This window comes from Nocardioides salsibiostraticola (assembly GCF_054783655.1).
This window is the reverse complement of sequence record NZ_BAAGQD010000001.1, coordinates 254,281-266,907: the sequence shown is the minus strand read 5'-3', so window position 1 is coordinate 266,907 and position 12,627 is coordinate 254,281. Positions and strand designations below refer to the sequence as shown.

Here is a 12,627-nt window from a genome sequence, read left to right as displayed (position 1 = left end):
TCCACGTGACGAACGACGCTGCGCCGCCTCCCGGACCACCGCCGGGCCGACCACTCGACTACGGCACCCCACCGGCGTACGGCGGTCCGACTCCTCCGGTGGCCTATGAGCAGCCGTACGCCTACGACTACGAGCGGGCCTGGTCCGAGCCCCGACAGTTGCCGCCGAGCGGGCCGGTGACCCCTCCCGAGGGCTTGGAGTACCACCGGATCCACCGCGGGGGAGCGCCCGGCTGGTGGCGACCCCTCGTCGGGGTGTTCTCCCTGGCCTCGGGAGCGGTCATCTTCGCCCCGCTCCTGCTGGTCGCGCTGTTCCTCATCGGGTACGCCATCGCCGGAGAACCGTTGCAGGAGAGTCTCACCGCGCTCACGGACACCGACGACGTCACCCCGATGGGGCTGGCCTTCCTGAGCCTGAGCCTGGCCGCCGCCATCCCGATCGTGTGGTTGCTGCAGCGCACCCTGCACCGTCTTCGTCCTGGGTGGGCGTCCTCGGTGTTCCCGCGCATCCGGTGGCGCTGGTTGGCGGTGTGTCTAGGCCTTGCGGTGATCGCGCTGATCGCCACTGTGGCGGTCTCTGCGGTGCTGCCCAGCGGGGGAGGGGCGGAGACCTCCGGTTCGGTCAACGACTTCACCACGATGACCCGGGACTTCCTGATCGTCATCGTGTTGCTCGTGCCGCTCCAGGCCGCCGGCGAGGAGTACGCCTTCCGGGGCTACCTCACCCAAGCGTTGGGGGGTCTGTTTCCCTGGCCGCGGATTTCGCTGGCCGTCGCGGTGACGGTGCCCGCGCTGCTCTTCGCTCTCGCGCACGGTGCGCAGGACGCTCCGATCTTCATCGACCGGCTCGCCTTCGGACTCTCCGCCGGGATCCTCGTCATCCTCACAGGCGGCCTGGAGGCGGGCATCGCCATGCACGTGCTGAACAACTGGCTGGCCTTCGCCTACGCGCTGCTGTTCAGCGACATAGGATCCTCCCTCGCCCCCACCGACGGCACCTGGTGGATGCTGCCCTCGACGTTGACCAAGGCGCTGGTCTTCCTGGGGTTGTGCGTCTGGATGGCTCGTAGAATGGGGATAGACCAGCGCACCAGAGCCCCATCGGGGGAGGGCGTTTTGGCGGCCCCCGGGACCCGCGTGTAAGGTTCCCGACGGCTCGACAGATGGTCTGAAAAGATCTGAAGTCCAGTAAGTCAGTGGGATATGGTGTAATTGGCAGCACGACTGGTTCTGGTCCAGTTAGTCAAGGTTCGAGTCCTTGTATCCCAGCGGGTCCGGTGCGATTTTGTACCGTCGCTCAACCGCGATAATGTTCGCGAGTTGTCTGGAAGTAGACAACAACAGTGAGAAGCACGAAGCAGTACTAGGGCCCCCGTTGTGTAGCGGCCTAGCACACCGCCCTCTCACGGCGGCAGCGCCGGTTCGAATCCGGTCGGGGGTACAGCACAGAAAGAGGCCTCGTCCTTCGGACGGGGCCTCTTCTTCATTTCCGCAAGCCGACCGTCAAACGTGCAATGGAGGCTCGGCTCGCACGCAGAGACGACCCCAGCGCCCCCGGGGGCACCCATTGCACGTTTGACGGATAGCTCACAGCGGACGCCGGGGTCTTCGCTTGAGCCTCGGGTCGAACACCCGGCGGTCAGCGGCGGTGGTGTCGTACTACTACCTTGAGCTTCGCGATGCTGCGGCTTCCGGCCGCGCCGGGCTGCCGCACCACGAATGCGCAGCGACGCTTGGTCGTCGCCGCGCGCTTGGTGGCTCGCACCGAGACCCGTAGGACGTGCCGTTTCCCCGGTGCCAGCGACGGTGAGCGCCATGTGCCGCGGCGTACCTTGCCGGTGACGTTGCGGCGTCCGTCGCGGACGCGGAGGACGACCCGGGGTCCCATCCGGCAGCCCTTGACCCCCAGCACCGCTGGATTGTCGCCGGCGTTGGTCACGACCAAACGGGTCGTGCGCCAAGGGCCACGCCGCATCCGGACCGTGGCCGGGCGAAGCTTGGTGCTGGTCGCCGTGATGACCGGGGTCGCGGGGGGAGCCGGGGGCAACCAGTCCGAGACCAGTTCGGCCACGAAGACATCCAGAAGGTCGTCGGTGTCGAGGCCCACCAACGACCCGTTCGCGACGCCCACGAGTCGGAGCCCGCGGGCCGCGTCGTACACCAGATCCGAGGCGAATTCGCTGCCGTCGGTGTCGATGACGGTGGACCACAGATCGGTGCCCTGCGAGGAGAAACCATCCACTCTGATCAGCTTCGGTCCCCACGGTGATTCACCCATCAACTCAGTGGTGGCGCTCACCAGTCCGGTCGGCGTATCGGTCAACCCATAGGATCCTTCGTGGTAGTACCCCTCACCCGAACTGGTGGCGAACTGACGGAGCCACGCCTGGGTGCCGTCGGCGTTGATCGCGGCCAGGAAGCGGTCTTGGGCGCCCTGTCTGGTCTGGCCGGCGAACTCCCCTCTGATGATGCCGACGACCACGGCCTTCCCCTCCGAGATGGTCAGGTCCTGGCCGTGGGTGTAGTCGTCGCTGTCGAGCGTGGTGGTCCAGGTCGTGCCGAGGTCCGCACGACTCACCTTGCGCACGGCAACCGAATGCACCACTTGCAGCGGGTCGGTCTCCTCGTTGGCGCTGTAGGCGAGGACGGCTAGATCCTCGCCCCAGACCTCGACCCGTGAGAGGCCACTGCGACCGAACGGCCCATCGAATTCGGAGAGCGCTTGCTCTCCCAGGTCCCCGGTGGCCAACGATGCTCGCTGGACCAGGGGTTTCGAGTGGTACGCGCCGTCGTCACCGACGAGGAAGATGTCGTCGCCGACGACAACCAGGTCGTTGATCCGGTCGGTCACCTCGAAGCGGCGGGACCACACCAGGACCCCGTCGGGGTCGTAGCGGCGCAGCCAGAAACCGGCTCCGTATCGCGAGGGGCCGACATAGTTCATCCTGCCCAGCACCACGGCGCCCCACGGGCCCGCCGCGACGGCATTCGCCCCGTCGGCGTGCTCGGTCGAGAAGGTGTCGGTCCAGACGACACGGCCGTCGGCGTCGACCTTGGCGATCTCCACCCCAGGAACCGAGACATTCCACTCAGGGTCGACCTCCCGCGGGTCCGTGGAGGTGGCGGCGACGTACGTCGCGCCGTCGGAGGTGGCCGCGACCGGGAAACGTTCCCCGGTACCCGGCAACGGTACGCCGGTCACCTGGCCCAGGGTGGGGGCTGGGTCGGACGCTGTAGTCGGCCGCGCGCCCGCGGCGGGTTGGCCTGCGAGTAGCCCGGCGACCAGACCGGTGACGAGTCCACTGAGGAGGAACATGCGGACCGGTCCGATGCGTGGGGATCGACTCATGCTCCCGGACCCTAGGCGAGACGACCGTCATTGGCGAGGGTGTTGACGCCGCTCGATCAGGCTCAGACGCACAACCCGGCCGCGCGACGGGCCGCGGCCTGGTCCAGTTCCTTCTGTGAGAGCTCCGGCTCCGCTGAGGGCGAGGCGCTTGGCTCGGCGGACGGCGACGGACTCTCGCTGGCGCCCGTGGTGGCCTCAGGGTCCTGCGAACTGCCGCCGACCGGGTCCTCGGCCGAGATGCTCTGATCGGAGAAGTTCACGCCCAGGGGCAGGTCGTTGCGGATCCGACGCCACAGATCCTTCGCTGCGTCGGTGATCTCGAGTCGACCCGGTTGGGTGGTCGAGTCGACGACCGGGACGGTGACGAACCGGATCTTCGACAGGCCGGTGTTCTGGAACTGCGAGGCCAGATCGGCCAACGCCGGGATCGAGTCGATGTTCTCGTCGACGCTGATCGAGGAGGTCACGGCCTCCAGGAACGAGAAGACCTTGGTGGGCTGCGACAGGGTCTGGGCGGAGAGCACCTTGTTGATCATCGAGGCCATGAAGGCCTGCTGCCGACGCATCCGGCCGATGTCCCCGGTGACCGAGAGTTGGTAGCGCTCGCGGACGTAGTCCAGGGCCTGATCGCCCTGCAGGATCTGGGTGCCGGCATCGAGGAAGATGTCGCGCTCGGGATCGTCGACCTCCTCGGGGATGCAGACCTCGACCCCGTCGACGGCGTCGACCATGTCCTTGAAGCCGTTGAAGTCCAAGGTGATGAAGTGGTCGACGTACACATTGGTGATCGCCTCGACCGTCTGCACGGTGCACAACTGACCACCCACGGAGAAGGCGGTGTTGAACATCGCGTTGTCCTCGCCGGGGATGGTCTCGGCATCCACGATGCAGTCGGGGCGATCGACGAGCGCGTCGCGGGGAATGCTGATGCCGTAGGCCTCGTCCCGGGTGGCGGAGACGTGGACCAGGATGGTGGTGTCGGAGCGTTCGCCGCCACCGGTGAGGCCGTCGATGTCGTTGCCGTCGCCGTCGCGGGAGTCGGAACCCATGATCAGGATGTTCAGCGGCTCCATCGGGCCGGTGGTCTCCGGCTTCGCAGACACCATGTGTTCGATGGAGGCGCCCGCCTCGATATTGCCGTCGAGACGGTTGTAGCCGAGATAGACCGCGACCCCGGTGAGGAGCGCCAACACCAGTTGGGTGCTCACGATGACCCTGAGAACCGTACGACGGTGCCTGGGTTGCAGGGCTTGCTCGCTCGGAGCATGGGGCGCCGTGGGGGGCGCGAGGTCATCGGACACGTTCACATCATCACAAACACCCGGTGAGCATGTGGCAGGACGGAACAGACAGGCGTTCCGGCGGCGCGCGCGGCGGTGTCCGATTCCCGCTGGTCGCATGGGCCGGCGTCGGTCAGAATAGAGCCATGCCCAGCACCGAGAGCCTCGACCAGGAGTCGTGCTACCGCGCCGTGAAGTCGCGCGACCGTCGGTTCGACGGGGTGTTCTACGTCGGGGTGCGCACCACCGGGATCTACTGCCGACCCTCGTGCCCGGCTCGGACGCCCAAGTTCGAGAATGTTGCCTTCCACCTCACCCCCGCCTCAGCCCAGGCTGGAGGCTTCCGGGCCTGCAAGCGGTGCCTGCCCGATGCGACCCCCGGCAGTCCCGATTGGGATGTCGCGGCCACGGCGGCCGGTCGTGCGATGCGACTGATCGCCGATGGTGTGGTGGACCGTGAAGGGGTCGAGGGTCTCGCCTCCCGTGTGGGCTACACCCCTCGACATCTCTCCCGACTACTCACCCACGAGTTGGGTGCCGGGCCGCTGGCCCTGGCACGGGCCCAACGCGCCCAAACCGCCCGGGTGCTGCTGGAGACCTCGGATCTGTCCTGCACCGACGTGGCCTTCGCCGCCGGTTTCTCCAGCGTGCGTCAGTTCAACGCCACGGTGCAGGAGGTGTACGCCGCCAATCCCTCGACCCTTCGGGGACGACGGGCAGGGCAGAGCTCACCGGGAGTCGTGCGGGTTCGACTGGCGGTGCGCAGTCCCTTCGCCGGCGCTGCCCTGCTCGACTTCCTCGCCGCGCACCTGGTTGCCGGGATCGAGGACTGCGGACCGGGGTGGTACTCCCGGACGCTCGCGTTGCCCCACGGAGACGGAGTGATGCGGCTCGAGATCCCCGATGCTCCCCAGAGCGGAGAGACGGTCTTCGTCGGTGCGACCTTCAGCCTGGACGATCTCCGCGACACCACCGCCGCCACCCAGCGCGCCCGTCGAGTCCTGGATGCCGACTGCGACCCGGTCGCCGTGCTCGAGAGCTTCGCCGGCGACCCGGTGCTGGGTGCGCTGGCGCGGCGTACCCCCGGCCTCCGCGTCCCCGGTCACGTCGACGGGGTCGAGTTGGCCGTGCGGGCGGTGGTGGGGCAACAGGTCAGCATGGCCGCTGCCCACACGGTGCTGGGCCGACTCGTCGCCGCCTATGGCCGTCCCCTCTCCGAACCCACCGGGACCTTGACCCACCTGTTCCCGACCGCAGATGTCCTAGCGGCCGTCGATCCGGAAACCCTGCCGATGCCCCGAGCGCGGGGACGGGCCCTGGTGGGTCTGTGCGCGGCTCTGGCCGTCGGCGACGTGGCCTTGGACCGTGGTGCCGACCGGGACGACGTACGGGCCTCCCTGCTGGCGCTGAAGGGCATCGGACCCTGGACCGCCGACTACATCGCGATGCGCGCACTGGCCCACCCCGATGTCTTCCTGCCCACCGACATCGGAGTCCGCGACGCTCTACGCGGATTGGGGATCGATCCCACCGGCGGCCCTCCCGAGCTGCGACCGGCGGTATTGGCCGAACGCTGGAGGCCCTGGCGCTCCTACGCCCTGATGCACCTGTGGCGGACGGTCATCCCGACCTCCCCACGCACCAACCCTGAACCCCACGAACCCGAGGAGACCTGAGATGTGGACCGTCATGGAATCGCCGATCGGCGAGTTACGCATCGTCGAGCAGGCCGGAGCGATCACGGCCATCGAGTTCTCGCCCTTCGTCGACACCGGACGGGTGCGCGGCGAACGAGGAGACACCGCCGCTGTCCTCGTGGAGGCTGCGCGACAGCTGGGGGAGTACTTCGCCGGGGAGCGGCGCGACTTCGATCTCCCGCTTGCTCCCAAGGGCAGTGAGTTCCAGCAGGTGGTGTGGGAGCAGCTGGAGAAGATCGCCTACGGCGAGACCGCGTCGTACGGCGAGATCGCGAAGCGCCTGGGACGCACCAACGCCGCCTCCCGGGCGGTCGGACTGGCCAACGGCTCGAATCCCATCCCGGTCGTGATCCCGTGTCATCGGGTGATCGGGGCCAGCGGCAACCTCACCGGGTACGCCGGAGGTATCGAACGCAAGCAGATCCTGCTCAGCCTCGAACAGGACGCCCTCTTCTAGGTGGTTGAGGTGCGAGGAGCGCCAGCGACGAGCCTCGAAACCTGGTTCCGTGCCTCGAGGACTTGGGTGGGCGGCTTGGGTGGTTTCGAGGCTCAGGCCTTGGCGGCCTTCGCACCTCAACCAGCGTTACTCGGCGGCGGCGCGGCGCAGGGACTCGGAGAGGCGTTCGGCAGCAGCGAGTACGGCGGGGGCGTGCATCCGGCCGGGCTGACGCGACAGGCGTTCGAGTGGCCCGGAGACCGAGACCGCGGCGATGATCTTGCCGCCGGGGGAGCGGACCGGGGCAGAGACAGAGGCGACGCCCTGCTCGCGCTCGCCGACCGACTGGGCCCAGCCGCGACGACGGATCCCCGAAAGTGCGGCCGCCGAGAAGGCGGCGTTCTGGAGACCGCGGTGCATCCGCTCGGGGTCCTCCCAGGCGAGCAGCACCTGGGCGGCGGAGCCGGCGCGCATCGTGAGTTGGTGCCCGACCGGGATGGTGTCGCGCAGTCCGGAGGGACGTTCGGCGGCGGCCACACAGACGCGGTGCTCACCCTGACGGCGCCACAGTTGAGCGGACTCGCCGGTGATGTCGCGCAGTCGGGCCAGGACGGGTCCGGCGGTCGCGAGCAGGCGGTCCTCGCCGGCGGCGGCGGAGAGCTCGGCCAGTCGTGGCCCCAGGACGAAGCGGCCCTGCATGTCCCGAGCCACCAGCCGATGGTGCTCGAGCGCCACCGCGAGTCGGTGAGCTGTCGGACGAGCCAATCCGGTCCCCGCCACGAGGCCCGCCAGGGTCGCCGGTCCGGATTCGAGGGCCGTGAGCACGAGGGCTGCCTTGTCGAGTACGCCGACGCCGCTGGAGTTGTCCATATGGCAATACTGCCGTCTCAAGATCTGGATAGCAAGGCGAGCGACCAACGTCACGTTTCCCGTGATTGCGGCCTTCGTCAACCCCGGTCGTCTCGGATGTCGGGATCCGAGTCTCAGATCATGGGACGGACGGTCTACTCTTGACCCACACCAGAGCAACAGCCTGAACGAGGAGTGAACCCATGGGCAGAACCCTGTCAGAGAAGGTATGGGACGAACACGTGGTGCGATCCGCCACGGGAGAACCCGACCTGCTCTTCATCGACCTTCACCTCATCCACGAGGTGACCAGTCCCCAGGCCTTCGACGGCCTCCGGCTCGCCGGACGTAGCGTCCGCCGCCCCGACCTGACCCTGGCCACCGAGGACCACAACGTCCCGACGGTGGACTGGGACAAGCCCATCGCCGACCCGGTGTCCCGGACCCAGGTCGACACCCTGCGCAAGAACGCCGTCGACTTCGGCGTGCGACTGCACTCCCTTGGTGACGTGGAGCAGGGCATCGTGCACGTCGTCGGCCCGCAGCTCGGGCTGACCCAGCCGGGCATGACGATCGTCTGCGGCGACTCCCACACCAGCACCCACGGCGCCTTCGGCGCGATCGCCTTCGGCATCGGCACCTCCGAGGTCGAGCACGTCCTGGCCACCCAGACCCTGATGCAGGCCAAGCCCAAGACGATGGCCGTCACCATCAACGGCAGCCTGCCGGCCGGCGTCACCGCCAAGGACATGGTGCTCGCGCTGATCACCCACACCGGCACCGGCGGTGGGCAGGGTTACATCGTGGAGTACCGCGGCCAGGCCATCGAGGAGCTCTCGATGGAGGGCCGGATGACGGTCTGCAACATGAGCATCGAGTGGGGCGCCAAGGCTGGCCTGATCGCTCCCGACCAGACCACCTTCGACTACATCGAGGGTCGTCCCGAGGCGCCCAAGGGCGACGACTGGGACACGGCGGTCGCTCACTGGAAGTCCCTGGTCACCGACGATGACGCGGTCTTTGATGAGGAGATCGTCATGGACGCCTCCGAGATGACGCCCTTCGTGACCTGGGGGACCAACCCGGGTCAGGGGGTCCCGCTGGGCGGCAACGTCCCGCACCCCGAGGACTTCGCCGAGGCCTCCGACCGGGTCGCCGCCGAGAAGGCACTGGAGTACATGCAGCTCACCGCCGGCACCCCGATGCGTGAGGTCAAGGTCGACACCGTCTTCGTGGGTTCCTGCACCAACGGCCGGATCGAGGACCTCCGCCTCGCGGCCGAGATCATCGAGGGCCACACCGTCGATCCCGACACCCGCCTGCTCGTCGTACCCGGGTCCTTCCGGGTGCGTCTCCAGGCGCAGGAGGAGGGTCTGGACAAGATCTTCCTCGCAGCCGGAGCCGAATGGCGCGGCGCCGGATGCTCGATGTGTCTGGGCATGAACCCCGACACCCTGGCTCCGGGCGAGCGCAGCGCGTCGACCTCCAACCGCAACTTCGAGGGACGTCAGGGCAAGGGTGGGTTGACCCACCTGGTCTCGATCCCGGTCGCGGCCGCGACCGCCGTGCGCGGCACGCTCTCCTCGCCCTCCGACCTGCCCGCCCTCTCGAACGCCGAGGAGCTCTGACATGGACGCCTTCACCAGCCACACCGGCGTCGGCGTACCGCTGCGCCGCAGCAATGTCGACACCGACCAGATCATCCCCGCGGTCTACCTCAAGCGGGTCACCCGTGACGGGTTCGAGGACGGCCTGTTCTCGGCTTGGCGCAACGACCCCGACTTCGTGCTCAACAACCCGGTGTACGCCGCGGGGTCGGTCCTGATCGCCGGACCCGACTTCGGGACCGGTTCCTCTCGCGAGCATGCGGTCTGGGCGCTGCAGAACTACGGCTTCCGTGCGGTCATCTCTTCCCGCTTCGCCGACATCTTCCGAGGCAACTCCGGGAAGGCCGGACTGCTCGCGGCGCAGGTCGACGAGAAGGTCGTCCAGCGTCTGTGGGACCTCGTGGAGGAGAACCCCGGGGCGGAGATCACCGTCGACCTCGAGTCGCGCACCGTCCGGGCCGGGGAAGGCCCCGATGCGGTCAAAGACTCCTTCGACATCGACGACTACACCCGGTGGCGTCTACTCGAGGGGCTCGACGACATCGGCATCACCTTGGGCAACGAGGCCGACATCACGGCCTACGAAGCCGGGCGCCCTGCCTGGAAGCCCTCTACCTGCTGATGGTCTGACCTGTGCTGGCCGACCAGTTCCGCATCAGTTTCGAGACCGCTGCGACGGTCTTCGTCACCACCGCGTGCATGTATCTCGCACTGGTGGTGCTGCTGCGGATCGTCGGCCCGCGCAGTCTCACCAGCCTGGCCGGGTTCGACTTCCCGGCCGTGGTCGCGCTCGGTGCGGTGATGGGCAGGACGTTGTTGCTCGAAGAGCCGACCTTGATGATCGGTCTGGTGGCCCTGGTCTCGTTGTTCACCGTCCAGGGCGCGTTGGGCTCGCTGCGGCAACACGCGCGATTCGACCGATGGGTGCATCGCCCACCCACGGTGCTGGTGCTCGACGGGGAGTTGTTGCCCGCGAACCTGCGCCTGGTTCACATCGTCGAGGAAGAGATCCGGCAGGCCGTACGCCGTGCGGGCGCGAGCAGTCTTGCGGACATCGCCTGCATCGTTCTGGAGCGAAACGGTGCGCTGAGCGTCGTGCGCGTCGGAAAGCCACTGGATCCTTGGCTTCTGGCTGGAGTGCACGGCGTACCCGTCGACTACCTCCAAGCTCGCTGACCCGTTTGGCCAACCAGGCTTGACGATTCTCGCTTCCCGAGGAGCCCAGGGCTGCACCCTCGATGCCGCCTGAAGCAAGCCGGCGCGCCGTTGAGGGCGACAGGCGTCAAAAGATTTGTGGGGAGCCGCGCCGTCAGGTTGTTGTGACCTAGGGCACGAATCCCTAGCGTGCCTTGAAGAAAGTCGGGCATGTCGTCCGGCGGCAACCGTTCATTGGAAGGGAAACTAGTGAACAAGACAGAGCTCATCGACGCACTGGCGGCGCGCTACCAGGGGAACCGCAAGGCGGCCTCGCACGCGCTCGACTCCGTGCTGGACACGATCACTCGAGAGGTAGCCAAGGGGGAAAAGGTCGCGATCACCGGGTTCGGCTCCTTCGAGAAGAAGGTGCGCGAGGCTCGCTGGGTACGCAACCCGCAGACCGGCGATCGCATCAAGGCCAAGAAGAAGGCGGTCCCCAAGTTCACACCTGGTGCCGACCTGAAGAACGTCATCTCCGGGGCGAAGAAGTTGCCCAAGCTGACCGAGGCGGCCCTCGCTGACGCAGCTGCTGCTGCGGCAGGCCCCGCCAGGAAGGTCGCCGCTGCGGCCGCCAAGGCGACCCCGGGCAAGAAGGCTCCCGCCAAGAAGGCACCGGCCAAGAAGGCACCCGCCAAGCCGGCCGCCAAGAAGGCCCCCGCCAAGAAGGCCCCCGCCAAGAAGGCTCCGGCCAAGGCGGTAGCCAAGAAGGCTCCAGCCAAGAAGGCGCCCGCGAAGAAGGCGCCGGCGAAGAAGGCTCCGGCCAAGTCGACGGCAGCGAAGTCGACCGCCAGCAAGACCACAACAGCGAAGAAGGCTCCAGCCAAGAAGGCGCCCGCGAAGAAGGCGCCCGCGAAGAAGGCTCCGGCCAAGACTGCGGCCAAGAAGGCGCCGGCGAAGAAGGCTCCCGCCAAGAAGGCCGCGTCGAGTTCCTGACCCGCCACAGACCGATCCGGGCCGTCACTCCTGCGGGAGAGGCGGCCCGATCGTTTTGCCCGGAACCTCAACTCAGGTCGAGGCGGGACACCGCGGAACTGGTCTGAGAGCCCAGCCCCAGGCTGATGGCGGCAGTCAGGTCCTGCAGGTCATCGACATCGCGGCGCAGCGTCGCTCCGGCCGCGGCGACCTCGAGGGCTCCAGCGGCCCGGTGGGCTGCGCAGGACCCGACGCCGAACTCAGGTACGAACTCGGCGTACGGCGCCGTGTAGAGCGTCGTGCCAAGCCCCGAGGCATCGGCGACGAACGATGCTCCCCCCGGCACGAGAGAGCGCAGTGCCTGGTCGAGTTCCGCGGGGAGCAGGGCGGGTAGATCTGCGCACAGCGCGACCGGTGTGTGCTCGGGCCATCGGCGGTGTGCCTCCGCCGCGGCCTGCACGAGCGCGGCATTGAGATCCTGGGTCGTTCCGTCAGGGACGGTGTGGCACCCCGCCAGGTTCGGGTCGGAGGCGAAGGTGGCGTCGTCGGTGACGACCAGGACCTGGGCGACCGTCGTTGCCTGCCGACAGGCCGCGACGGTGTCGAGAGCGAAGGCACGTGCCAGATCGGCCCGCTGGGAATCGGTGAGCCCCACGAGTCGCGACTTGCCGCGGGCCGGTGGTTTGACCGGTACGACGACGACGAACTGGGGGGACATGGACCCAGATCATTCCAGTCGGGTCTGTACCCACGCCCGGGGAGCCCCCACAATGAACGCACGGCCTCCACGGCGGGCGAACTGGCGATGCGAGGTCTCGACCGCCACGTTCGAGAGGAACTCCATGAGCCTGACCGTCAACGCCATCACGGTCGACAGCGACGACCCACCCGGGATCGCCGCTTTCTGGGCAGCGGCCCTCGACCGATCCCTGGACGACTCCTATCCGCCGAGCCCCGACTTCGCGCGTCTTCGACCCGGCGCCGGAGGACCGGCCATGATGTTCATCAGGGTTCCCGAGCCTCGGACGAGCAAGAACCGCCTGCACCTCGATCTGGAATCCGATGACCGCGAAGCGGAGGTGGCCCGACTCGTCGGCCTCGGCGCCGAGGTGATCGGACGGTACGACGAGTGGGGAATCTCGTGGACGACCCTGAACGACCCCGAGGGGAACGTCTTCTGCGTAGCCGCCCATCACTGATGACAGACCGTCGCAGGCCACATCCGACACACCGGATCGTCACCGATGTGCGAACTGAGTACTGGGCTCCACGGACTCGAGGCCGACTGCTAGTAGCCTCAG

At 67.9% G+C, this 12,627-nt stretch carries 12 protein-coding genes and 2 tRNA genes; 10 read left to right on the top strand and 4 right to left on the bottom strand.

Going from position 1 to position 12,627, the window contains the following annotated elements; translation table 11 throughout:
- The first annotated feature begins 5 nt into the window (after positions 1-5).
- The 3 genes from ACYVLV_RS01290 (at position 6) to ACYVLV_RS01280 (ending at position 1,440) form a co-directional block, all read left to right on the top strand.
- Entirely contained in the window at positions 6-1,142 is a 1,137-nt protein-coding gene (locus tag ACYVLV_RS01290) for a lysostaphin resistance A-like protein (protein WP_460807040.1), read from the top strand.
- Positions 1,143-1,196: 54 nt separating this feature from the next.
- Positions 1,197-1,268 (top strand) — tRNA-Gln (locus ACYVLV_RS01285).
- A gap of 99 nt (positions 1,269-1,367) precedes the next feature.
- A tRNA-Glu gene (locus ACYVLV_RS01280) sits at positions 1,368-1,440 on the top strand.
- 198 nt (positions 1,441-1,638) lie between these two features.
- Here ACYVLV_RS01280 and ACYVLV_RS01275 read toward each other — a convergent pair.
- Together ACYVLV_RS01275 and ACYVLV_RS01270 are read right to left on the bottom strand one after the other, a co-directional pair.
- On the bottom strand, positions 1,639-3,348 hold the full coding sequence (locus ACYVLV_RS01275; RefSeq protein ID WP_460807038.1) for a hypothetical protein: 1,710 nt from the start codon (positions 3,346-3,348) through the stop codon (positions 1,639-1,641).
- Positions 3,349-3,410: 62 nt separating this feature from the next.
- On the bottom strand, positions 3,411-4,556 hold the full coding sequence (locus ACYVLV_RS01270; protein WP_460807036.1) for an LCP family protein: 1,146 nt from the start codon (positions 4,554-4,556) through the stop codon (positions 3,411-3,413).
- A 218-nt stretch (positions 4,557-4,774) separates the two neighbouring features.
- Between ACYVLV_RS01270 and ACYVLV_RS01265 the strand changes: the two genes are divergently transcribed.
- Entirely contained in the window at positions 4,775-6,304 is a 1,530-nt protein-coding gene (locus tag ACYVLV_RS01265; RefSeq protein WP_460807034.1) for a DNA-3-methyladenine glycosylase 2 family protein, read from the top strand.
- A 1-nt stretch (position 6,305) separates the two neighbouring features.
- Positions 6,306-6,782: a methylated-DNA--[protein]-cysteine S-methyltransferase gene (locus tag ACYVLV_RS01260; RefSeq protein WP_460807032.1), complete on the top strand. Its 477-nt coding sequence runs from the start codon at positions 6,306-6,308 to the stop codon at positions 6,780-6,782.
- A gap of 126 nt (positions 6,783-6,908) precedes the next feature.
- Here ACYVLV_RS01260 and ACYVLV_RS01255 read toward each other — a convergent pair whose 3' ends face one another.
- Positions 6,909-7,631 (bottom strand): IclR family transcriptional regulator, encoded by a 723-nt coding sequence (locus tag ACYVLV_RS01255; RefSeq protein WP_460807031.1) that lies wholly within the window; start codon positions 7,629-7,631, stop codon positions 6,909-6,911.
- A 182-nt stretch (positions 7,632-7,813) separates the two neighbouring features.
- Between ACYVLV_RS01255 and leuC the strand changes: the two genes are divergently transcribed.
- The 4 genes from leuC (at position 7,814) to ACYVLV_RS01235 (ending at position 11,347) form a co-directional block, all read left to right on the top strand.
- Positions 7,814-9,238, top strand: a complete 1,425-nt coding sequence (leuC, locus tag ACYVLV_RS01250; protein ID WP_460807028.1) for a 3-isopropylmalate dehydratase large subunit — start codon at positions 7,814-7,816, stop codon at positions 9,236-9,238.
- Between the two features lies 1 nt (position 9,239).
- Positions 9,240-9,839: a 3-isopropylmalate dehydratase small subunit gene (leuD, locus tag ACYVLV_RS01245; RefSeq protein WP_460807026.1), complete on the top strand. Its 600-nt coding sequence runs from the start codon at positions 9,240-9,242 to the stop codon at positions 9,837-9,839.
- A gap of 11 nt (positions 9,840-9,850) precedes the next feature.
- Positions 9,851-10,393 (top strand): DUF421 domain-containing protein, encoded by a 543-nt coding sequence (locus ACYVLV_RS01240; protein WP_460807024.1) that lies wholly within the window; start codon positions 9,851-9,853, stop codon positions 10,391-10,393.
- Between the two features lie 228 nt (positions 10,394-10,621).
- Positions 10,622-11,347 carry an HU family DNA-binding protein gene (locus ACYVLV_RS01235; RefSeq protein WP_460807022.1) on the top strand — a complete coding sequence of 242 codons (726 nt, stop codon included), beginning with the start codon at positions 10,622-10,624 and terminating at the stop codon, positions 11,345-11,347.
- Positions 11,348-11,414: 67 nt separating this feature from the next.
- Here the strand turns inward: ACYVLV_RS01235 and cofC are convergent, their stop codons facing one another.
- The gene (gene cofC, locus ACYVLV_RS01230) at positions 11,415-12,044 is read right to left on the bottom strand and encodes a 2-phospho-L-lactate guanylyltransferase (protein WP_460807021.1); all 630 of its coding nucleotides are present in this window, start codon (positions 12,042-12,044) and stop codon (positions 11,415-11,417) included.
- A gap of 124 nt (positions 12,045-12,168) precedes the next feature.
- Between cofC and ACYVLV_RS01225 the strand changes: the two genes are divergently transcribed.
- A complete protein-coding gene (locus ACYVLV_RS01225) occupies positions 12,169-12,525 on the top strand; it encodes a VOC family protein (protein WP_460807020.1) in 357 nt (118 codons plus the stop codon).
- Positions 12,526-12,627 lie beyond the last annotated feature (102 nt).